Here is a 19,683-nt window from a genome sequence, read left to right on the forward strand (position 1 = left end):
TTAATCAAATTATAGACAGACGAATGAAATTAATCAAGTGATTATTATTCAATTCGCGTACACTTTTACACATCGATATGATATAATTTTGCTCAAGTGAAAAGGAGCGGTTTTGAATATGAATTTAGATCGTTTAACTGAACTGAGAAAAAAGAAAAATTGGTCTCTTCAATATACGGCTGACCGGCTCGGCATCGCAAAAAGCACATACGCCGGGTATGAGTCAGGCTACCGGCGCCCGTCATTCGAAGCGCTGGGCACGCTTGCCGATCTGTTTGACACGACGTGCGACGATTTACTGGGGCGCACTGAAAAAAAGGCGGAGCCGTTTGCCCAGACCATCGAATTAACAAAAGCCGCACAAGGCCGCGGCACACTGACCGTTGACGGGGAGCCGCTTAATCAGGATGAAATCATCGAATTGATTGCGTTTGTCCGCACGAAAAAAAAGGTGCAGGAGGAGCTCCGCTAAAAACCGGCTTTACGGCTTGATTCGGCCGTATGTTCCTCCGCCTCCGGCCTCAAGGGCGAGCTGCCCGGTGCGCGCTTTATGAATGACAGCCGCTATTTTAGGCTGCACGACGCGTGCCAAGTCCTCTTCTTCTGCCTGATGAAGAATCGCCATTTCCGTCCCGAAAGTCCGCTTTAGTTTTTCCAATGTTTTCGGCCCGACCCCGGGAATGAACTGCAGAGGGATTTGATGAATATACGGAGGCCGCGGCACGCGGCTTTTTTTCGGTCCGCTCAGTTCCTCCAGCCGTTCACTGACCCCTTTTGTCATTGTTTTCCCGCCGCATTCCGTACATTTTAAAGCTCCTTTTTCAGCCGGGCTGCCGCAGCGGTCGCAAGCCGTCCTGTAATACTTCCCGAGCTTCGGGTTCAGTCCGTAATTCGCCGTGATTTTTCTTCCGCCCTTCCCTTTTAGAGCCAGCGAAAATTCCGTAAAGTTCGCTTCCTTCAGAAGCATTTCATTATATTCTCTGCCGATTTTCCCCAAGGAATGTGCATCAGAATTTGTTAAAAATGTATACGGATCAAGTTCCGTTAACCGTGAAGCCATGTCAGTGTCGCAGCTTAATCCGAGTTCCGCCGCGTCAATAAGCGCCGGGTCGAAAACTTCTGTCAAAGAAGATCTGACCCCTTTTCCGTACAGGCTTTTATGCGGGGTGAACATGTGGGCGGGGATAAACAGCCCGCCCAATTCCTTTGTTTTCTTTTGAAGATTCAAACCGGTCTCGTAAATGCGCTGGGAACTGAGATGGATATTTTTAAGCCTTTTTGCGAGCCACTCAGAAAACATCTTCATTTCGGCAAGAGCCGGCATAAAGACGAGAACGTGAATCGGCCCGCGGCATGTGTGGTCATAAATTTCAAGCTCACTGCCCAACAGAAGCGTCGTATTCCGATAACGGATGCCGCCTTCTTTCAGCTCACGGTATCTGCCTTCATCAATTCCGTGCTCGATTTCTTCCATGACTTCCGGGGAATGGCAGTCGATGATGCCCAAAAGCTCAATTCCCTTCCCCTCGCTTGCTTCTTCCAAAATCCGCTGCAGCGTCAATGTTTTAGCCCCGGTGATTTTGACCGGTCTCCCCGTATAGGTGCGCCCGATATGAATATGCAGATCCGCATAAACGGTTTTCATCATTTTTCCTTCAGCGCTTCTTTCAGCTGGAGATACTGAATCGCGTATGCCGTTTTAGCGTCATACACCTGGCGGGATTCAACCAGCTTCACGGCCTCTTCAAGCGTGACCTGCATCACTTCGACAAATTCATCCTCATCCAGTTCGCGCTTTTCTTCAAGCAACGAAAGCCCTTCAGCAAGAAAGAGATGCACAATTTCATCAGCAAATCCGGGTGATGTATAAAAAGCGGTGATTTTCGTCAAGGTTTCCGCCGTATATCCCGTTTCTTCTTCGAGCTCTCTTAATGCGGTATGTTCGGGCTCTTCTCCTTTTTCCAGCTTGCCGGCCGGAATTTCAACGATTGTCCGTTCCAGCGGTTTTCTGAACTGGTTCACCAAAATGATTTTTCCTTCTTCGGTTATCGCAAGTACGGCCACTGCTCCCGGATGTTTGACGATTTCCCGCTTGCTTGTTTTTCCGTTCGGGAGCTCTACATCCTCTAAGTAAAGATCTATGACTTTCCCGTCATACAGCTTTTTCTTCGCAAGTGTTTTTTCTTCTAAATGTTTCATCATGTCATCTCCCGTTCTGTCTCTCTATTATGCCTCATATATTTTATCATACATGCATAAGAGGGAGGTGCTTTTCGATTGAAGGTGTACCGGAAGGATAAGAGCATCGTATTGGTCGGAAAGGCTTGGGAAGTGCGGGCTAAATTGAAAGAGTACGGACGGACATTCCGCTATGTCGGAGATTGGATCACCGGGCCTTAACAGTTGAAAACTTCGCGCCTTTATATTACGGTCAATAAAAGACCATAAAAAGGAGCAAAATGATGAGAAAACGCAAATTGGGACGTTCTGATTTAGAAATAAGCGAAATCGGGCTCGGCTGTATGTCGCTCGGCACGGATAAAGCTAAGGCGCTGTCTATTTTGGATGAAGCGATCGAGCTTGGAATCAATTATTTAGATACCGCTGATCTTTATGATTTCGGCAGAAATGAGGAAATCGTCGGGGAGGCCGTCAAAAACCGCAGACACGACATCATTTTAGCCACGAAAGCCGGAAACCGCTGGAATGATGAGAAAGACGGCTGGCATTGGGACGCTTCCAAAGGATACATAAAAGAAGCGGTCAAAAACAGTCTGCGCCGGCTGAAAACGGACTATATCGACCTTTATCAGCTGCATGGCGGCACGATGGAGGATCAGATTGATGAAACGATCGAAGCGTTCGAGGACTTAAAACAGGAAGGTGTCATCCGGTATTACGGCATTTCCTCGATTCGTCCGAATGTCATTAAAGAATATGTGAAAAAATCAAATATCACAAGTATTATGATGCAATACAGCCTGCTGGACCGGCGTCCCGAGGAGTGGCTTCCCCTTTTAGAGGAGAACGGAATCAGCGTCGTTGCCAGAGGGCCTGTCGCTAAAGGGCTTCTTACGGAAAAACCGCTCGATCAAGCGGCCGCAAGCGTAAAAGAGAACGGCTATTTAACATATTCTTTCGAAGAACTGGCAGAAACCAAAAAAGCGATTAACGCTGCCGTGCCTGATCTGAGCATGACGGAGCTTTCTCTTCAATACTTGCTTTCACAGCCGGCCGTTGCTTCTGTCATCACCGGAGCAAGCTCGCCTGAGCAGCTGAGAGAAAACTGTTCGGCTCTAGAGGCCCGGCGTTTAAGCAGTCAGGAAATCAAAGCCCTGCAATACCATACAAAACAGGACGTATACGAAGCCCATCGTTCTTAAACAATAAAACCGGCACCTTGTCAGATGCCGGTTTATTTATATTTGTGCCAATCGAGACTGCTTTCATTCAGCAGCTCTTCAAAGCTTTTATTTTTTTCTTTTTCTTTTCGTTTTCTGATTTGTTCCGCCTTTTGCTGCGCTTGTTTTTTCTCGTCTTCTTCCTTCAGCTCACTTTTCATTTGCAAAAGCCTGGCCTTCAGATCTTCCTCCAGATTGTCTTTTAAGCTGTGTTTTTCTTTAGGCAGCTGCTTTTTCATCAATTATGCCCCCCGTATCTGAATAATGGTGAAGCAAGTGTACCATGGAGCGCGGAGGCCGGCAACGTTCAGAGGGAAGGATTTTTCATATTAAAGGAGGGTGTCTGCATGAAAAAATGGCTAGCGGTGTTCGGTTCGGCTTGCGCTGTCTTTTTGGCCGCCGGATTTGCTTTTACGAATCTGATCATGTTTATGAAGAAAAAGACGGATGAAGACATCATGAAAAGAGAAACGGCAGACTGGCGTGGGGTATTTGATTCCTTTCAGGCCATGGAAAAAGAAGAGGCCGTCATCTTGTCACGCCACGGGTATGAGATCAAAGGCTTTTACATCGCCCCGCATCATACGGCAAACACGATGATTATTTGTCACGGTGTTACCGTCAATTTGTTTAATTCATTGAAATACATGGATTTGTTTCTGGATTTAGGCTGGAATGTGCTCGTGTATGACCACCGCCGGCACGGAAAAAGCGGCGGCCGAACAACGAGCTACGGTTATTTTGAAAAAGATGATTTGGAAGAAGCCGTGAATTGGGTGAGAAACAAAACCGGGGACGGCGGTCAAATCGGTGTCCACGGCGAATCAATGGGAGCGGTGACGGCCTTATTATACGCGGGAGATCATCAGAATGGAGACGGCGCTGATTTTTATATTGCGGACTGTCCGTTCGCAAGTTTTCACGATCAGTTAGCCTACAGACTGAAGCGGGAATTCCGGCTGCCTCGGTGGCCGCTGCTGCCTTTGGCTGATTTCTTTTTGCTGGTGAGAGAAGGATACCGCATCCGTGATGTCTCGCCTTTATCGGTTATCAGCCGCATCCGGCAGCCCGTTCTGTTTATCCACAGTAAGGAGGATGATTATATACCTCCCGCTTCCTCCGAAATGCTGCACCGCAGAAAACGCGGCCCGAAGATGCTGTATCTGGCCGAATCGGGCGGGCATGCCATGTCGTACACCAAAAATCCGGAGAGCTACCGCAAAGCCGTGCAAACCTTTTTAGATACCGTAACGCAAACGTAAAAAAGCGAAAGAACGTATACTGGTTCTTTCGCTTTCCCATCATAAAACGTCGGTAATCCCGTCCATATTTTCTCCGATCCAGTCAATGGCGAGGTCGATTGTCGTAAACTCCTGCGCTTTGAAGGTCATCTCATCCTGAAGCAGCCAGACATCCTTTTGTACGGATTCAGCGCCCCCGATGGACCAGTGCAGCAGACTGTACGGATGGTTGTTGTTCAAAAAGGATACCCACGTTTTATGCTGTGCCGTCTGTTTAATGGCTTTCAGCTTTTGATTCACTTTCAGTTTCTCCCTGCTTTACTAATATGCTCATTCTCGGGCTCAGCATTTCTGCCGGGCTTTTTAAGACGAGCGTTTTTGCCTTTTCATTGTAATCGATTGTCATTTCCTCGTCAAAAAACACTTTTTGAGAGGTCTGGATGTAAAGCGGAAGTCCGTTGGTTTCAATGCGTTCGCATTGTCCCGTTAATTCGTCCGCCAGCCAGATGGCCGGCACGCCGCTGACCGCGCACCCGCAGCCTTCTGCGTCATAGCGGAGCTGCGCTTTTTTCTCCGGGTTGGCGTCCATCGCCTGCAAAAGCGTGTGTTTCGCCGCATCCGTCACATGTATTTGCATAGGTGATCCTCCGTTTTTCATTTTCGCCATTGTAGCATACCGGACCGCTGTATGCATTGTTTCTGCTTTCTTTACAGCAGCCCGCTCTCCCAGTCCTTTGCCTCTTGTTCAGCCGCCTTGATCCAGTCCTTTTTCCCTTCAATATACTTTGCCATATCGTACGGGTATGTCTCAGCGAGCCGCTTTTTCAGCTTCATGTATTGAGCCGCTTTTTCAGGCTTTGCGGTGAGGTAATCCCGGAACAGCAGATGACGCCCCGCGTCCGGATGGCCTGTTTCGTATATGTGGACGTGGTGTGTGCGCCTGTTGCCGCCTTTTTGAAAGAAACGCCGGCCTTCTATCCCGTTTTCTCCTTTCGCCTCATAGCCGAGTGCTTCCAACTGCGGACTGAATCGGTCAGCATCCGAAATATTGTTGACCTCCGCCAGTATATCGATGACGGGTTTTGCGGCCATCCCGGGGATGGAGGTGCTGCCGATGTGGCTGACCGAATGGAGTGCGCGGCCGAAGATTCGGATCAAATCCGCCTTTTCTCTTTCAAACATCTCTTTCCATTCCGGCTGATGCGGAATCACTTCCGCTTTTCTCTTCGGATAAAGATGAAAAAATGAGAGAGTCAGCCCTTCCGGCGTCTCAGTCTGTCCGGCTTCCGTGAACCCTGCTTTTAAATAGAGAGAGACTGCCGGAACGTTTTGGCTGGCGGTAGCCGTCTCTATTTTTTGGGCGTCCCGGTTCTCGTCTAACACAAATTGAATGAGCGCCCGTCCGATTCCTTTCCGAAAGCCGGACGGGTGCACCGTCAGCCGGCATATGACAAGATCATATCCCTTTTTTTCATACGAAATGACGCCTGCGAGCCGATCTTTTACTCTGAAACCGGCAAACGTCTCCTGTGACCGCTGTATGTCTTCGGCTGTTTCATGCAGCCCGGGAATGCCGAAAAAGCCGATCAGCTCGGCTTCTTTTTGATAAGAGCAGCGCTGAACCGCCGCAATTTCCCGCGCCGTCTGTTCTTCTTTATGCTGTAAAAATGCAATCAATCTTCCGCTCCTTTTGACGCAAACATCCGCTGCGGCTCCGTCCTCGTCATGCGGACCGCGTACGCTTCATACCAGGCGATTTTTCCTTTTTGTTTTGCCGCCCGGTCTTTCCACCGTTTAATCGCATCCATGCTGTCCCAGCAGGAAACCGTGATGCGCTCTGCCGTTTGTTCATATTCCTCATCATATTCTCTCTTGATTGATGAAAAAATGACCGCATCATAAGGCGGGTTGGGCGTGTCAGCTAAAAAACCCATTTTCGGCCTCCTCTATATGTATTTCACAAACAGAATCCGATCCTGGCCCGGACCGTCATAATTCGCAAAAACAGGGATTCCGTTTACGGTTTTGGTTCCTTTTTCAGCTTCAAAGCCTAACTTTGTATGATAGGCGATTGATACTTTATTGACAGGCGCCGTCACGCAATTGACTTTTGTGCAGCCCCTTTCTTTCACCGTCTCTATAAATCGGTCATAGAGCTGTTTTCCAATTTGCATTTTTCTGAAATCCGGATGCACACCGGAAAAATGAATATATGCCGTCTCAGGGTCTGATTGTGACTGAAACCCGATTAAAAAACCGGTCATTCCCTCCGGCCCGAACGTAATAAAGCTTGTGTCCTGAAAATGTTCAAAAAACAAGCGCGGCAGTTTGTCTTTCATCTGCCTGCCGCCCCACCATTCATTCAAAACAGACGTAACCATTTCATAGTCTTCAGAGGTAATTGTTCGAATATCCATAATCGATTGACTCTCCTTTTCGTCCGGCAAAATGAATGTCAGCTTCTTTCATTGGAATATAAAAAATTATATGTGGGTTGTTTGCAATTGTAAATGATTTCTTTTCAAGCGGACGAATCAGCCCGTCTTCCAACCGGGGAATGATTTACCAGTATAAACGCGGTCATTGTTCGGGTAAAATGAAAAACAGAACAAACGTTCCCGGAGGTTTTTTATGGCTGATATTCTTCTTGTTGATATGCAATCGTTTTATGCGTCTGTGGAAAAAGCGGAAGCGCCTCATCTTAAAAACCGGCCCGTCATTGTCTCGGGAGATCCCGAAAGACGCAGCGGCGTCGTGCTTGCGGCTTGTCCGCTCGCCAAACGATACGGCGTAAAAAACGCTGAACGGCTGGGGGAAGCGCAGGCCAAATGTCCAGACGCCGTTATCGTCCGTCCGCGGATGCAGCGGTATATTGATGTCTCCGTTATGATTACCGAGCTGTTCGAGCGGTATACCGATCTTGTAGAACCCTACTCCATTGATGAGCAGTTTCTCGACGTGACCGGGAGCAGGCGGCTGTTCGGTGATCCTTTTACAATCGCCAAAAACATTCAACAAGCGATTATGCGTGAATTCGGTATTTATGCCCGTGTCGGCATCGGGCCGAATAAGGCGCTTGCGAAAATGGCTTGCGACCATTTTGCCAAAAAAAACGCATCCGGCATTCACAGATTGGATATGTCAAATATCAGGCAGGATCTGTGGCCGCTGCCGGTCGGAAAATTATTCGGCATCGGAAAACGGATGGAGCATCATTTAAGGCGGATGGGCATCAGCACAATCGGCGGGCTTGCCGGGCATCCTCCCGAACTGCTGAAAAAGCGCTGGGGCATTAATGGCGAATTGCTTCAGCGGACAGCCCGCGGCATCGATCCCTCTCCGGTCACCGTCAACACGCACAGCCGGCAAAAAGCGATCGGCCATAACATGACCCTTCCGAGAGACTACAGCCGCTTTGAGGATATCAAAGTCGTATTGCTGGAGTTAAGCGAAGAAGTGGCCCGCCGCGCCCGTTTTAAACAATACATCGGCCATACGGTTTCAGTCAGCATCAGGGGCGCCGATTTTGATTTCCCTTCAGGTTTTCACAGACAGAGAAAGCTCGTCTCTCCGACCAATTTCGGAATGGATATTTTTAAAACGGCGGTCAAGCTCTTTAAAGAGCATTGGAACGGGGAGCCCGTCCGCAGCGCCGGCGTCTCCCTTTCCCAGCTGGAGCCCTGTGATTATGTTCAGCTGAGCCTGTTCGATGCCCAGGAAAAAAAGATCAGTCTCGGCAAAGTATTGGATGATATCCATGAACGGTACGGCCCGGCGTCGCTCCTCCATGCCGCGTCGCTGACAGAGGCCGGCCAAGCCTTTCACCGGGCTGAAAAAATCGGCGGGCATTACAAATAATTGAGGTGATATACATGAATCCGAACAAATTAACACCCGGATATAATGTCATGTGGGAGTCAAGCCGGATGATGCTCCCCGAACATCGGGAGCAGCTGCTTGCAAAGAAACGAAAAGAACGGGAATTCCGGCCGCCGGAACTGAGCGAAGAGCAAATGAACGACATGAACCGCATCATTGCGGCGTCGATTGAAGAAGACAGGGCCATCTCAGTCACCTACGCTTCCGCACACGGCCCCCGCCGGTTTTGGGGATGGGTAAAACAAGTGAAGCATGACGAAAAACGTTTAAAAATCATAAACGATGAAGATGCGTTAACCCTGCCGTTTCATCTTATTCTCTCAGCTGAACTGGAATAAAAGAACCTAAATCGTCCTGACAGAAAATATGATAGAAGAGTGGGAGGATCACATGATATTTAGTAGAATAAAGATGAATGATAAGAATAGGAGAATATACGATGGATCAATTTATAGAAAAAATGCTGGGACAGGCCCTCCGCCAGTATGGACGGAATGTGTCGACAGATCCGCTGAGCCCCTATGAAAAACAGAGTTTGAAAAAAGCTTTGGAAGAAAGAAGGAACGAAGAACCCGATGAGGACCTCCATGCCCATGTAGAAGATATTATCTACGATTATGTCACCAATCAGGGGCAGTTCTCCTGACACGGACGTTTATGCGCCGGGCGATAAGGGAAACGATCGAGAGTAAACCCTTAAAGATTGCGTGGTGCAGAATATGCCTGTCGGGCCTTATTTCAAGATCGGCTATGCCGTTCTTCTGTTATTTCTCATCATTTATCTCGGAACATTGATAGACTTTTTGTTCCAGCCTGTTGTGATTACGGTTAAAACCTTGTTTCCGCCCATTGTATTATCGGGCGTCCTTTACTATTTGTGCCGCCCGCTCGTCAAAGTGCTGCATGCGAAATTAAAGCTGCCCGAAGGAATCGCGATTTTAGCGATTTATGCGGGAACAGCCGGCCTTTTTGTCCTCTTCCTTTACACGGCGGGCCCTGCCGTTCAAAAACAGTTTACAGCCTTCACAGATCACATTCCCGAGCTTTCCGCAAAAGCTGAAAATTGGATCGGGCATCTCCAGGACAGTAAATGGTTTTCCCGGCTTCAGCATGAGGATTCCTTCAAAAAATTAGCAGACAAAGCCGCAAATTATTCCGGTTCAATCGCTGATTCTCTCAGCAGCCTGGCCGGTGCGGCGGCCAATGCCGCCATCACCGCCGCCATTATTCCGTTTGCGCTGTATTATATGTTAAAAGAAGGAAATAAAGCGCCCCGGCGGCTGCTCCGGCTTCTTCCGGAAAAACATCAAAAGGAAGGAAAACAAATCCTTCGGGACATGGATGAGGCTCTCAGTTCATACATACAAGGACAGCTGCTCGTCAGTTTCTGTGTCGGCGTTCTCGTCACGATCGGCTATTTCATCATCGGGCTCGATTATCCGCTCGTTCTGGGCGCGTTCGCCATGGTGACAAACCTGATTCCGTTTATCGGACCTTGGATCGGCACATTTCCCGGAGTCATTGTCGGATTGTTCGACTCACCGACGCAGGCGGTGCTTGTGATTACGGTTGTCGTCATTGTCCAGCAGCTTGAAAGCCAGCTGATTTCCCCGCAAATTATGGGCCGGAAGCTGGACATTCACCCGCTGACCATTATTTTTCTTCTGCTTGCCGCCGGCAAATTCTCAGGAATTGCCGGGATGCTGCTGGCCATTCCGGGATATGCGGTTGCAAAGGTGATCATAAGCCACATGCAGAAACTGTTCATACTGAGAAAAAAACAAGGCTAGAGAGACACTAAAATGAAAAACGACGGGCTGAGGAAGCCCGCCGCACACGGAGGTAAAAAGATGAACATCGGTGATGTCATTTTTCAATTGATTTCATTCGCCGCAGCCGCGGTTTTCCTGTTTGCCGTGATATATGTATTCAGAAGCTTGAACAAGCGCCGCATACAATTGGACAGAATCGAAAAGAAACTCGACGCGCTGCGCGAAGAAAAAAACGAAAAGGTATAGTTCATTCAGAATCAGAGGCAGGAGCAGCCAGCTCTACCTTTATCCGATCCGGGTCTTCCGTGAATACGGCGTAATGCGTGCTTCCGCCTGCATATGGATGGCGGTCCCTGTAAAGCACGGTGCATCCTCTGGCAAGCAGCTTTTCTGTCATCTCGTCAACCTGCTCTCTTGATGCAGCATGAAAAGCCAGATGGTTCAGCCCGACCCGGCATCTGTGGTACTCCGGTGTTAAAAAACGCTCCTTTGTCTGAACAAGCACAACATAAAATCCTGCGTTTTTCCAGCTGATGCCGGAGTCCCAATTTTGAAATTCCGTATAACCGAGCTCACCTAAAAACCATCCCCAAAACCGGGCGGAGGCTTTCAAGTCAGATACATACAATTCAATATGATGCATCATCATATTCGCTTCCTCCTCACATCACACACGCCTTACCAGCACCTCTTCAACTTTATGGCCGTCACCTTTTCTCAAAATCAAATCCGACCTGAATTTTGTCGGCAGAATATTTTCATACAGATTCGGACGGTTGACGCTCTCCCAAATGGAGGCGGCCATGGTATCCGCTTCTGCATCAGATAAATCCTTAAATTTATGAAAATAAGAGGCCGGGTCCTGAAAAGCGGTTTCCCTCAAAAGACGGAAACGCTCCAAATACCACGTAAAAATCCGACTTTCTTCGGCATCCACATAAATTGAAAAATCAAAGAAATCCGATACAAAAATCCGCGGATCTTCCCTGTCGTCCTCTAAGGTCGGCGACTGCAAGACGTTGATTCCTTCGATAATAACGATATCCGCACCTTCGACCACTTCGACGGCGCCCTCTTCCCTGTCATACGTAAGATGGGAATATACGGGCGCCTCCACTCTCTCTTTCCCTGATTTTATATCATTCAGAAACTCTAGCAGCGCTTTCACGTCGTAACTTTCTGGGAATCCCTTTCTGGACAGAAGGTTTTTCCTTTTTAATTCCGCCGTCGGATACAAGAAACCGTCAGTTGTCACCAGGCTCACCTTCGGCCTGTCAGGCAGACGGGAAAGAAGCTTTTGCAAAATTCTTGCGGTGGTGCTTTTACCGACGGCGACGCTGCCCGCGATTCCGATGATAAACGGGATTTTCGCTGAATGCGGATGCTTCAAAAACACGTTGACATGCTGATTCCGTCTTGCAGCAGACGTGACATGAAGATGGAGCAGGCGCACAAGCGGAATATAAATCGTTTCTACTTCTTCCACCGATAGGTAGTCATTCAGCCCCTCTACGGCCTTGGCTTCTTCTTCTGAAACGGCAATGGAAAGATGACCGCCGAATCCGGCCCAAGACTCGCGGCTGTGCTGCGTGTACAATGTATGTAAGTTCAATTCTTTACTTTTCACAATTCACACCAATCTCTCTGTATGGCTTTCCGGTAAAAAAACAAACGCTTACAAAGATTGTAACGGAAAACCGATCTACTGTCTGCCCATTTTTTTCGCAAATGAGGAACCGAGCTTGCTGTACTCTTCCATTTCCTTCTCCGGAACCATGCTCCCGCCGGTGCTCCACACAAGGTGCACGGCATTTTCCATCTCAAGCCCCCGCTCTTTTATGTAACGGTTACCCGCTTCAGTCTGAACGAACTTGACAGCTCCTGCCATGCCGGCGAGGGCAGAAGGCTCAAGGCTCTTATTCTCGGCGGCTCTTAATTGATAGAGCAGCGAAAAAAGCGTGCCGTCATCGGCGGTATAACAGCCGCTGAGTATAGGTTCCATCAGAGGGCCGGCCAGTCCGGACGGCCTTCCCACCGCAAGTCCGTCGGCGGCCGTTTGATTATCAAGACCGATATCCTGCACGCTGATTCCGTCATGCAAGCCGGAAAACAGGCCTAACAGCATACACGGTGAATGCGTCGGCTCACCGAAAAAAATATGGACATGTTCGCCATAGATCAGCTTTAGGGCGAGCGCGACGCCGCCTGGGCCTCCTCCGACCCCGCACGGCAGATAGACGAAAAGCGGCTCATCTGCAGCAGGCTTAATGTTCATTTGATCCAGCTGCTTTTTTACACGGCTTCCCGCAACTGCATACCCTAAAAACAGATCCCGGGAATGCTCATCATCAATAAAATAACAATAAGGGTCCTGCTCCGCCTGAATGCGCCCTTCTTTGACAGCCAGACTGTAGTCTGCTTCGTATTCGATGACCCGAACCCCTTTTTCCCGGAGCAGCTCTTTTTTCCACTGCTTGGCGTCACTCGACATATGCACGGTCACACAAAAACCGAGCTTCGCGCCGATTATGCCGATACTCAAACCTAAATTGCCCGTAGAACCAACGGCTATAGAATATTTCGAGAAAAAAGCGGTAAACCGTTCCTCAGTCAATATGCTGTAATCGTCGTCTGCTGAGAGCATTCCCGCTTTTACCGCGAGATCTTCGGCATGCTTCAGCACTTCGTAAATCCCGCCGCGCGCTTTAATGGAACCGGAAATCGGAAGTTGATGGTCGCACTTCAAAAGCAGGCGTCCGGGAAAAGCCTGAGCGGCGCTGTGTTCCAGACGCTTCTTCATTTCATTAATCAAGACAAGCGGAGATTCAATGAGGCCCCCCGCCTCTTCCGTCTCCGGAAAAGCCGACGCGATATAAGGCGCAAACCGGCGCAGCCTTTCTTCCGCTTCGGCAATCTCCTTTTCCCATTCAGCGCCATGTATTACGGGATCATCGGTTTTATGCGGGTTGATCCAAAATACTTCCCGCGCCTCCGCCATTTGTCTGACTAAAGGCTCTTCCATCAATGCCGTGCGTATATCCCGATTGGACATTTGCTGTCTCCCCCTTGTTACTTTTTCTTTAATGCGCGGCCGGCCAGTTTTTCTGTAAACGATGGGAAAAGCTGATACAGCTTCGTCCCGAAACTCATCCATCGCGGAAGATTCATTTCCCGTTTATCCGTCAAAATCACGGACGTAATGCGCTCTGCCACATAGTCGGCATCAAGCATCCACCTGCCGACGCTTTTCACATAACCGCCCTCTTTATCTGCAATTGTAAAGAAGTCTGTTTTGATCGGGCCGGGATTAACCGTTGTCACAGCTACACCCGAACCGGCCAGCTCAAGCCGCAGCGCATTGGAATACCCTAAAACGGCGTGTTTCGTAGCGGAATAAAGGCTTGATTTCGGCGTCGCCAGTTTGCCGGCCTGTGAAGCGATATTGATAATATGGCCGCTTTTGGCGTGAAGCATCACCGGAAGACAGGCTTTCGTACAGGCAATTAATCCGAATACATTGACTTCAAACATCGCCTTCATATCATCCAAAGATGCATCAGCGGCAGTTTCAAAAATGCCGAACCCGGCGTTATTGATTAATACGTCAACATGACCGATCAAACGCCTTACGTTTTCAGCCTCTTCTGCATGCCGGACGTCAAACGGAATGACATCACACTGTCCGCCCCGCGAAGTAATCGTTTTTTTTACTTCCTGCAAGCGGTCCTCCCGCCTTGCGGATAAAAAAACATGAGCCCCTTCTGCCGCGCAGGAATATGCAAGCCGTTCTCCGAGTCCGCCGGATGCCCCGGTGATCCAAATCCGCTTATCCGTTAATCTGCCCATTACCTTCACCCCTTCACAGCTTTAAACATCAGAGTATTTCCCGACTGAAAGGATTCGGCCTTCCCTTTTGCAGCCAGCACGTCAAGATGGCCGATCGTTTCTGACATCGTTAAAAACAATTCATTTTCGTACACAGCCGGAAACAGCCGCCGGCATACTTGGAAAGCCGTCAGCGTTTCCTCTGACAGCAGGTGCAGCACATATTCCGCCCGGTTTCGCTGTTTTTCGAGCCGCCTGTCAGCAGCAGACCTAACGTCTTTCAGCAGCTCGCCGTGTCCCGGATATAAAAGGGTCGGGTTGATATCATACAGCCGCTTCATTGATTTCAAATAGTCCAGCATCGGAGACGTGCGCACGCTCCCCTTTTCCGGAGCCTCCAAAATCGGATTTGTGGAGCTGTTGGACAAAAGCAGATCGCCGCTGAACATTTCACCGTTTTTTTCATGATAAAGCGCAATGTGAGACGCGGCATGCCCCGGGATTTCGAGCACCGTCCAGCCGTCCAGCCCGTCAATTTTTCCGCCTTCGCCCACTGTTTTCGTTAACGGACGGTTTGCAGAAAATAAGTATGACAGCTTAACTGTTTTATGTATGTCTTCATATGTCAGAGGAATGCCCATCTCTGTCATAAGCGACAGAAAAAAATCCTCCTGCCGGGCGATATACGACTGGTTCTGAGTAATATACCTGTCATTCAGCGGATGCCCGATTACTTCCGTATCATCGGAAAAAAGGTGCAGCAAACCTGAATGATCTGCGTGATGATGAGTGAGCACCACCTGATCTATATCCGCCGCAGAAACGCCGTGTTCTTTAAGCTGCATGAAGAGCGATTCAGCCGCTTCCTTTGTATTCGGGCCGCAATCAATGAGGGTTAAGGCTTCATCTTTTACTAAATAAACGATAACGTCGCCGACTGCAAAGGGAGTCGGTACACGTATCGGAATGATCTTTCTCGCTGCCATATTTACGCTCCTTCGTTCTTTTCATTCCTGAATACTCATATTTTAGCCTTTTCTCTTCCCTGTGTCATTATTGCCGTATATCAGAAAAAAAGATTGACATCCCGCTCTGCCGCATAGCATAATGAACAACAAACTAGAAAACACGGAACGCGATGACGAGGAACTAGTATATAAACAACGGCAGCAGAGAGCAATGTCCCCGGCTGAAAGACATTGCGGCCCTCTTGTTTACAGAACCTGCCCTCAGAGCGGTTAGGAAAACCTAAACGTATCCCCTCGTTACGGGATTTGAGCTGAGCACGGCTGATTCGTGCTAATGTAAGGTGGTACCGCGAAACCTTTTCGTCCTTTTTGACGGGAAGGTTTTTTTGTGTTTTGGAAAGAAGGAGGATTTATATGAAGAAAATCGGGTTTATCGGAGCCGGATCAATGGCGGAAGCAATGGTGAACGGACTGCTGCAAAGCGGACTGACAGCCCCCGGGCATATATACATGACAAACCGGTCAAATGACAGCCGGCTTGAAGAGCTCCATAAAACGTACGGAGTGAAACCGTGCCGGGATAAAGAAGAGTTTTTCAGCAAGACCGACATTATCGTTCTCGCCTTTAAACCGAAAGATGCGGCAGAAAGCATTGAAAACATTCGCGAATACGTGAAAGATCAGCTTGTGATTTCTGTCATCGCAGGGCTGACGATTCACACCATTCAGCAATATTTCGGCAGAAAGCTCACCATCATCCGCGCGATGCCGAATACATCCGCGGCCATTCAGCAATCGGCGACCGGTTTTTCCGCAAGCTCTGAGGCGAGTGAGGCAGAAATCCGGACGGCAAAAGAGCTGCTGGAAACAATCGGAGAAGCGACGCTCTTTGAAGAAAAACACCTTGATGCCGTCACAGCCATCGCCGGGAGCGGCCCCGCCTATGTGTACCGGTATGTCGAAGCGATGGAAAAAGCCGCCCTTCAAGTCGGTCTGCCGGAAGAAAAGGCAAAAGAGCTGATTTTACAAACCATGGCCGGGGCGACGGAAATGCTCAGAAAAAGCAGCAAACGCCCTGAGCGCCTGCGCAAGGAAATCACAAGCCCTGGCGGCACAACTGAAGCAGGCCTTCGCGCATTAAACGAGCGCCGCTTTGAAGAAGCCATCATTCACTGCATTACAGAAACCGCAGCCCGAAGCGCCGAAATTAAAGAACAATTCGCAGGCTCCGTGCTGCAAAAGACGGACCAATCATAAAGCATGGGGGCTCCCCATGCTTTTTTCATTCTGTTTAACTGCCGTATAAGCGGCTGATTCTCTCTTTTACTTCTGGAAGATGGAATGTGGCTTCGTGCATGTTCACCTCTTCCTCAACCGCTTTTGTCAGCTCTCTTTTGATCCGTGCGGTCACATTGGTTTTCAGCGCAACCAGTGAGGCTCTCGGTTTATCCGCCAGCAGCCGGGCCAATTCGCGGCCTCTTTGAAGGACGTCTTTTTTCGGCAGCACTTCAAACGGAACTCCCCTTTTTTCCAGAGCGGCGCCGCTGAAATTCGCGGCCGTAAACAGCATTTCTTCCCCGAGGACAATTCCCAGTTTTTCAGGCACAATATACGTCGCGCCCATTCCCGGTGTAAATCCGTACTTCATATAATTACAAGAATAAAAACTCTCTCTGCTTAAAATCACGAAATCCGAGCTCAGACCGATCGTAAAGCCGGCTCCGATCGCATGCCCCTGCATGACGGAAATCACGGGAATCCTGCAATCCAATAAAAGACTGTGAAGCTTTAAATCTGTAAATTGGAGCTTTCCGCTCTGAATGGTCAAAAGCCCCTCCTGCGTTCCTCCCGTGCAGAAATAATTTCCATAACCCGTCAGAAGGACCGTTTTATAGGACGGATGGGCATTGATGTCTTGGAATACCCGGTGCAGCTCTCTTACAAATTCTTCTGACAGCCCGTTTTTCCCGGCCGTATCCTGCATTGTGACCTGCACAATGCCCGGTTCTGTTTCCTGTACATCAATCATTGGATTCATGTTTATTCTCCGCTTCTTAAAAAATATTCAAGCCTTTCCGGCTCTGAGTGTTTCTGATATTAGGTCGCCCATTCATACTTTCTGTGAAACTCTTTTATTTCAGTCAGCACCAATCGCGTTTTTCCTTGATGCGCATTCGGGATGTCTGCTGCGGGCGCGGCATTTCTTGTGCCGAATTTTACGATGCCGCTGTCTTGGAGCAGCCGATCATAATCAGCCATCGATAAACGGACGCGTTCATCCAAATGCCGGCTGATCTGAAATTGATTCTGCCGCGTCCGGCTTTGCGGCATAACGACACCGCTGTAAAATTCAGAGCAGCAGCCCGAACCGTATGAAAAACAGCCGACGCGTTTCGGCGTTTCAAAAGAGCCGTTATCAATCGTGCTGGCAAGAGATAAAAATACGGTGGCCCCCATGATGTTGCCGACGCGCTGACAGTATTGAATCCCAGGCAGCACGCGTTGCTGAAAATCCGCTTCAATGTCTTGCGGCTTAGTCTTTGCCAATTTTCTCATCATCGTCCGATGCGCTCCTTTTACCATTCCGCCAAACGGAGTATGAAAAGAAAGGTATTGAAATGTACTCTTATAATCCGCACCGCTCACACGCTTTCGGTATTCCTGAAATGATTTTTCACAGCAGTCCAAATAAGACATGAGCGACAGATCAGCATCCCCCGCTTCACTATCCGGAATCGGGCGGCAGGTATCCATGACTTCATACCCGTAATACCCGCTTGCGCCTTGATCAAGCAAAAAGACATGAGGGGTGCTGCTGACTAAAAGCGCCACAGCTCCCGCCCCCGCACTCGGTTCGGCATAGGACCATTCCTCCGTCAACGCGTCACCGCCTTCAGCCACTAAAAAACGGGAAATATCCGTTCCGATGATGAGCGCTTTCGCTCCCGGTGATGTTTGCGATAAGATGAAATTCACGCCCATTTGAAATCCGGCCGTTAAAGAATAGCAAGCCTGTTTCACCTCAAATAACCGGCAATTCCGCTTCAGCTGCAAATAATCATGGACGTATGTACTGATGGATTTGCCAAAATCAATCCCGGATTCCGTACAGGTAATGACCATTTCAATCTGATTCCGTTCCTTTTCTGACAGAGAATCGATAATCGGTTTTGCGGCATTTACGGCGAACGTAATCGGATCTTCAAACGGAAGCGCCACCACTTTTTCTTTCATCAGCAGGTTCTCAAACCTTTTTTTATCCAGATTCCGATGTTCCGCAAGCTCCATGACGTCTACATACGCGGTTCCGCCAAACACGTTCATTGCTTCGATTCCTACATTCATTTCTCCAAGCCCCCAGAGTAAAGAGGCTTCACGTGAAGCCTCTTTTATTTTTTCGCTCAAAACTCAACAAGCAGCCTGTCAACGCCGTGAAATACAGGGCTCGGAACCAGATTCGGCTCTTGATCCTCAGTAAAACGCCATGCGGGCATCTGTTCAAAAAAGTGAGAAAGCGCAATGTTCGCTTCAAGCCGGGCCAGCGGCGCTCCTAAACAATAATGGCTGCCCTGACCGAATGACAAATGCTGATTCGGCTTTCGTCCCAAATCAATTTGATCGGCATTTTCAAACTTCTTTTCATCTCTGTTCGCCGATCCAATCCACGCATACACTTTTTCTCCGGCCGGAATCGTTTTTCCGCCAATCTCGCTCTCAATCGCAGTATAGCGGGTTACCCGCTGAATGGAAGGTCTGAGACGGATGACTTCCTCAATAAAGTCAGGGAGGAACGCCTTATTTTCAAGCAGCCGGGGCAGAATATGCGGAAACTCCTTGAGACTGAGAAATGAATTTCCGATCACATTTTCCGTCGTTACGTGCCCCGCGACGATCAACAAGCCGCAAAAACCGATTAATTGCTTGTCTGACAGCGGCTCTCCGTCTAAATCAGCTGAAATTAAATGGCTGATTAAATCATTTTCCGGCTGTTTTCTCCGCTGTAAAATAAACTGCATGAAGTATCCGATCATCTGCTTTTGCACTTCATTCATTTTCTTTTCATCTTTTACATTCTGGCTTTGGTCGACCCAGCTTTTAAAGATATCCCTGTCTTTCGGAGGAAATCCTAAAAGCTCTGCGATCACGATAATCGGAAGCGGAAATGCGTAATCTTCAATAATGTCCATCCTGCCTTTTGAACGGACGGCCTGAAGCAGGTCATCAGCGATAGCGGCTATACGCGGTGTAAGAGTCTCAACCGATTTCGGCATGAACGGCTGATTGACCAATTTTCTGAAGACGGTGTGTTCAGGCGGGTCCATTTTCAAAAGGCTGTCTTTGTTAATATGCCGGATCATTTTTTCCTGCTTGTCCGCACTTAAGTATTTATGATCGGAAGAAAAATGACTGTAGTCAGAAATCACCCGCTTCACTTCATCATAGGTGAAGATTTCCCAGCAATCTTCCTTTTCATTGTAATGAACGGGAGAGGTTTCTCTCATCGTTTGGTACCACTTGTACGGCTGCTGCTGTCTGATTTTTGTTAAACTGGTCATTTTCATTCCTCCAAGATGTGTCCAAGATTTGAAAAGACCCG

The 19,683-nt window shown here is 48.7% G+C and carries 26 protein-coding genes; 10 read left to right on the forward strand and 16 right to left on the reverse strand.

What is annotated here, in order from left to right; genetic code table 11:
• The first annotated feature begins 118 nt into the window (after nt 1–118).
• Nucleotides 119–472, forward strand: a complete 354-nt coding sequence (locus tag ABDB98_RS11065) for a helix-turn-helix domain-containing protein (protein ID WP_016939172.1) — start codon at nt 119–121, stop codon at nt 470–472.
• 9 nt (nt 473–481) lie between these two features.
• On the opposite strand, the gene ABDB98_RS11070 is transcribed toward ABDB98_RS11065, so the two are convergent.
• On the reverse strand, nt 482–1,645 hold the full coding sequence (locus ABDB98_RS11070; RefSeq protein ID WP_438420163.1) for a TIGR00375 family protein: 1,164 nt from the start codon (nt 1,643–1,645) through the stop codon (nt 482–484).
• Nucleotides 1,645–2,199 (reverse strand): NUDIX hydrolase, encoded by a 555-nt coding sequence (locus ABDB98_RS11075; protein WP_047475684.1) that lies wholly within the window; start codon nt 2,197–2,199, stop codon nt 1,645–1,647. The genes ABDB98_RS11070 and ABDB98_RS11075 overlap by 1 nt, the downstream gene beginning before the upstream one ends.
• Before the next feature lie 78 nt (nt 2,200–2,277).
• On the opposite strand from ABDB98_RS11075, the gene mciZ reads away from it, so the two are divergent.
• Complete coding sequence (mciZ, locus tag ABDB98_RS11080; RefSeq protein WP_003153315.1) at nt 2,278–2,400, forward strand: Z-ring formation inhibitor MciZ; 123 nt, start codon at nt 2,278–2,280, stop codon at nt 2,398–2,400.
• A 62-nt stretch (nt 2,401–2,462) separates the two neighbouring features.
• Entirely contained in the window at nt 2,463–3,383 is a 921-nt protein-coding gene (locus ABDB98_RS11085; protein WP_438420164.1) for an aldo/keto reductase, read from the forward strand.
• A 32-nt stretch (nt 3,384–3,415) separates the two neighbouring features.
• On the opposite strand, the gene ABDB98_RS11090 is transcribed toward ABDB98_RS11085, so the two are convergent.
• Entirely contained in the window at nt 3,416–3,640 is a 225-nt protein-coding gene (locus ABDB98_RS11090; protein ID WP_016939176.1) for a YqkE family protein, read from the reverse strand.
• A 108-nt stretch (nt 3,641–3,748) separates the two neighbouring features.
• Between ABDB98_RS11090 and ABDB98_RS11095 the strand changes: the two genes are divergently transcribed.
• Nucleotides 3,749–4,663: an alpha/beta hydrolase gene (locus ABDB98_RS11095; RefSeq protein ID WP_438420165.1), complete on the forward strand. Its 915-nt coding sequence runs from the start codon at nt 3,749–3,751 to the stop codon at nt 4,661–4,663.
• Nucleotides 4,664–4,702: 39 nt separating this feature from the next.
• On the opposite strand, the gene ABDB98_RS11100 is transcribed toward ABDB98_RS11095, so the two are convergent.
• The 5 genes from ABDB98_RS11100 to ABDB98_RS11120 all read right to left on the reverse strand — a co-directional run bounded on the left by ABDB98_RS11100 (nt 4,703) and on the right by ABDB98_RS11120 (nt 7,059).
• Nucleotides 4,703–4,942 carry a DUF2552 family protein gene (locus tag ABDB98_RS11100; protein WP_003153307.1) on the reverse strand — a complete coding sequence of 80 codons (240 nt, stop codon included), beginning with the start codon at nt 4,940–4,942 and terminating at the stop codon, nt 4,703–4,705.
• Nucleotides 4,917–5,279 (reverse strand): iron-sulfur cluster biosynthesis family protein, encoded by a 363-nt coding sequence (locus ABDB98_RS11105; RefSeq protein WP_047475681.1) that lies wholly within the window; start codon nt 5,277–5,279, stop codon nt 4,917–4,919. The genes ABDB98_RS11100 and ABDB98_RS11105 overlap by 26 nt, the downstream gene beginning before the upstream one ends.
• Nucleotides 5,280–5,350: 71 nt before the next feature.
• Nucleotides 5,351–6,319 carry a GNAT family N-acetyltransferase gene (locus ABDB98_RS11110; protein ID WP_438420166.1) on the reverse strand — a complete coding sequence of 323 codons (969 nt, stop codon included), beginning with the start codon at nt 6,317–6,319 and terminating at the stop codon, nt 5,351–5,353.
• Entirely contained in the window at nt 6,316–6,576 is a 261-nt protein-coding gene (locus ABDB98_RS11115; protein ID WP_438420167.1) for an antibiotic biosynthesis monooxygenase, read from the reverse strand. The genes ABDB98_RS11110 and ABDB98_RS11115 overlap by 4 nt, the downstream gene beginning before the upstream one ends.
• 12 nt (nt 6,577–6,588) lie before the next feature.
• Nucleotides 6,589–7,059, reverse strand: a complete 471-nt coding sequence (locus ABDB98_RS11120) for a GNAT family N-acetyltransferase (RefSeq protein WP_438420168.1) — start codon at nt 7,057–7,059, stop codon at nt 6,589–6,591.
• Between the two features lie 214 nt (nt 7,060–7,273).
• Here ABDB98_RS11120 and ABDB98_RS11125 point away from each other — a divergent pair, with 214 nt between their 5' ends.
• The 5 genes from ABDB98_RS11125 to ABDB98_RS11145 all read left to right on the forward strand — a co-directional run bounded on the left by ABDB98_RS11125 (nt 7,274) and on the right by ABDB98_RS11145 (nt 10,539).
• Nucleotides 7,274–8,500 (forward strand): DNA polymerase IV, encoded by a 1,227-nt coding sequence (locus ABDB98_RS11125; protein ID WP_438420169.1) that lies wholly within the window; start codon nt 7,274–7,276, stop codon nt 8,498–8,500.
• 14 nt (nt 8,501–8,514) lie between these two features.
• Nucleotides 8,515–8,859 (forward strand): YolD-like family protein, encoded by a 345-nt coding sequence (locus ABDB98_RS11130; RefSeq protein WP_060964844.1) that lies wholly within the window; start codon nt 8,515–8,517, stop codon nt 8,857–8,859.
• A gap of 101 nt (nt 8,860–8,960) precedes the next feature.
• Nucleotides 8,961–9,167 (forward strand): YqzH family protein, encoded by a 207-nt coding sequence (locus tag ABDB98_RS11135; protein ID WP_003153294.1) that lies wholly within the window; start codon nt 8,961–8,963, stop codon nt 9,165–9,167.
• 73 nt (nt 9,168–9,240) lie between these two features.
• The gene (locus tag ABDB98_RS11140; RefSeq protein WP_438422137.1) at nt 9,241–10,311 is read left to right on the forward strand and encodes an AI-2E family transporter; all 1,071 of its coding nucleotides are present in this window, start codon (nt 9,241–9,243) and stop codon (nt 10,309–10,311) included.
• 60 nt (nt 10,312–10,371) lie between these two features.
• Nucleotides 10,372–10,539, forward strand: coding sequence for a DUF4083 family protein (locus ABDB98_RS11145; protein WP_095241772.1), 168 nt, complete (start codon nt 10,372–10,374; stop codon nt 10,537–10,539).
• Nucleotide 10,540: 1 nt separating this feature from the next.
• Here ABDB98_RS11145 and ABDB98_RS11150 read toward each other — a convergent pair whose 3' ends face one another.
• The 5 genes from ABDB98_RS11150 to ABDB98_RS11170 all read right to left on the reverse strand — a co-directional run bounded on the left by ABDB98_RS11150 (nt 10,541) and on the right by ABDB98_RS11170 (nt 15,104).
• Nucleotides 10,541–10,936 (reverse strand): VOC family protein, encoded by a 396-nt coding sequence (locus ABDB98_RS11150; protein WP_438422139.1) that lies wholly within the window; start codon nt 10,934–10,936, stop codon nt 10,541–10,543.
• Nucleotides 10,937–10,960: 24 nt separating this feature from the next.
• On the reverse strand, nt 10,961–11,920 hold the full coding sequence (gene coaA / locus ABDB98_RS11155) for a type I pantothenate kinase (RefSeq protein ID WP_003153290.1): 960 nt from the start codon (nt 11,918–11,920) through the stop codon (nt 10,961–10,963).
• Between the two features lie 75 nt (nt 11,921–11,995).
• Complete coding sequence (gene dsdA / locus ABDB98_RS11160) at nt 11,996–13,345, reverse strand: D-serine ammonia-lyase (protein ID WP_438420170.1); 1,350 nt, start codon at nt 13,343–13,345, stop codon at nt 11,996–11,998.
• A gap of 17 nt (nt 13,346–13,362) precedes the next feature.
• Nucleotides 13,363–14,139 (reverse strand): SDR family NAD(P)-dependent oxidoreductase, encoded by a 777-nt coding sequence (locus ABDB98_RS11165; RefSeq protein ID WP_438420171.1) that lies wholly within the window; start codon nt 14,137–14,139, stop codon nt 13,363–13,365.
• Nucleotides 14,140–14,144: 5 nt separating this feature from the next.
• The gene (locus tag ABDB98_RS11170) at nt 14,145–15,104 is read right to left on the reverse strand and encodes an MBL fold metallo-hydrolase (RefSeq protein ID WP_438420172.1); all 960 of its coding nucleotides are present in this window, start codon (nt 15,102–15,104) and stop codon (nt 14,145–14,147) included.
• A 396-nt stretch (nt 15,105–15,500) separates the two neighbouring features.
• Between ABDB98_RS11170 and proC the strand changes: the two genes are divergently transcribed.
• A complete protein-coding gene (gene proC, locus ABDB98_RS11175; protein ID WP_049628734.1) occupies nt 15,501–16,343 on the forward strand; it encodes a pyrroline-5-carboxylate reductase in 843 nt (280 codons plus the stop codon).
• Nucleotides 16,344–16,377: 34 nt separating this feature from the next.
• On the opposite strand, the gene ABDB98_RS11180 is transcribed toward proC, so the two are convergent.
• The 3 genes from ABDB98_RS11180 to ABDB98_RS11190 are packed head-to-tail and all read right to left on the reverse strand — an operon-like array spanning nt 16,378 to nt 19,642.
• A complete protein-coding gene (locus tag ABDB98_RS11180) occupies nt 16,378–17,124 on the reverse strand; it encodes a polyketide synthase (protein WP_016939192.1) in 747 nt (248 codons plus the stop codon).
• 59 nt (nt 17,125–17,183) lie between these two features.
• Nucleotides 17,184–18,431 (reverse strand): hydroxymethylglutaryl-CoA synthase family protein, encoded by a 1,248-nt coding sequence (locus ABDB98_RS11185; protein WP_438420173.1) that lies wholly within the window; start codon nt 18,429–18,431, stop codon nt 17,184–17,186.
• A gap of 56 nt (nt 18,432–18,487) precedes the next feature.
• Nucleotides 18,488–19,642, reverse strand: a complete 1,155-nt coding sequence (locus tag ABDB98_RS11190; RefSeq protein WP_438420174.1) for a cytochrome P450 — start codon at nt 19,640–19,642, stop codon at nt 18,488–18,490.
• Between the last annotated feature and the right edge of the window lie 41 nt (nt 19,643–19,683).

The sequence above is a fragment of the Bacillus siamensis genome (assembly GCF_051628075.1).
Taxonomy (GTDB): Bacteria; Bacillota; Bacilli; order Bacillales; family Bacillaceae; genus Bacillus; species Bacillus siamensis.

Coding starts and splice junctions, on each gene's coding strand:
- ABDB98_RS11065 (WP_016939172.1), top strand. CDS start 119: ATGAATTTAGATCGTTTAACTGAACTGAGAAAAAAGAAAAATTGGTCT.
- ABDB98_RS11070 (WP_438420163.1), bottom strand. CDS start 1,645: ATGAAAACCGTTTATGCGGATCTGCATATTCATATCGGGCGCACCTAT.
- ABDB98_RS11075 (WP_047475684.1), bottom strand. CDS start 2,199: ATGAAACATTTAGAAGAAAAAACACTTGCGAAGAAAAAGCTGTATGAC.
- ABDB98_RS11085 (WP_438420164.1), top strand. CDS start 2,463: ATGAGAAAACGCAAATTGGGACGTTCTGATTTAGAAATAAGCGAAATC.
- ABDB98_RS11090 (WP_016939176.1), bottom strand. CDS start 3,640: ATGAAAAAGCAGCTGCCTAAAGAAAAACACAGCTTAAAAGACAATCTG.
- ABDB98_RS11095 (WP_438420165.1), top strand. CDS start 3,749: ATGAAAAAATGGCTAGCGGTGTTCGGTTCGGCTTGCGCTGTCTTTTTG.
- ABDB98_RS11105 (WP_047475681.1), bottom strand. CDS start 5,279: ATGCAAATACATGTGACGGATGCGGCGAAACACACGCTTTTGCAGGCG.
- ABDB98_RS11115 (WP_438420167.1), bottom strand. CDS start 6,576: ATGGGTTTTTTAGCTGACACGCCCAACCCGCCTTATGATGCGGTCATT.
- ABDB98_RS11120 (WP_438420168.1), bottom strand. CDS start 7,059: ATGGATATTCGAACAATTACCTCTGAAGACTATGAAATGGTTACGTCT.
- ABDB98_RS11125 (WP_438420169.1), top strand. CDS start 7,274: ATGGCTGATATTCTTCTTGTTGATATGCAATCGTTTTATGCGTCTGTG.
- ABDB98_RS11130 (WP_060964844.1), top strand. CDS start 8,515: ATGAATCCGAACAAATTAACACCCGGATATAATGTCATGTGGGAGTCA.
- ABDB98_RS11135 (WP_003153294.1), top strand. CDS start 8,961: ATGGATCAATTTATAGAAAAAATGCTGGGACAGGCCCTCCGCCAGTAT.
- ABDB98_RS11140 (WP_438422137.1), top strand. CDS start 9,241: ATGCCTGTCGGGCCTTATTTCAAGATCGGCTATGCCGTTCTTCTGTTA.
- ABDB98_RS11145 (WP_095241772.1), top strand. CDS start 10,372: ATGAACATCGGTGATGTCATTTTTCAATTGATTTCATTCGCCGCAGCC.
- ABDB98_RS11150 (WP_438422139.1), bottom strand. CDS start 10,936: ATGCATCATATTGAATTGTATGTATCTGACTTGAAAGCCTCCGCCCGG.
- dsdA (WP_438420170.1), bottom strand. CDS start 13,345: ATGTCCAATCGGGATATACGCACGGCATTGATGGAAGAGCCTTTAGTC.
- ABDB98_RS11165 (WP_438420171.1), bottom strand. CDS start 14,139: ATGGGCAGATTAACGGATAAGCGGATTTGGATCACCGGGGCATCCGGC.
- ABDB98_RS11170 (WP_438420172.1), bottom strand. CDS start 15,104: ATGGCAGCGAGAAAGATCATTCCGATACGTGTACCGACTCCCTTTGCA.
- proC (WP_049628734.1), top strand. CDS start 15,501: ATGAAGAAAATCGGGTTTATCGGAGCCGGATCAATGGCGGAAGCAATG.
- ABDB98_RS11180 (WP_016939192.1), bottom strand. CDS start 17,124: ATGAATCCAATGATTGATGTACAGGAAACAGAACCGGGCATTGTGCAG.
- ABDB98_RS11185 (WP_438420173.1), bottom strand. CDS start 18,431: ATGAATGTAGGAATCGAAGCAATGAACGTGTTTGGCGGAACCGCGTAT.
- ABDB98_RS11190 (WP_438420174.1), bottom strand. CDS start 19,642: ATGACCAGTTTAACAAAAATCAGACAGCAGCAGCCGTACAAGTGGTAC.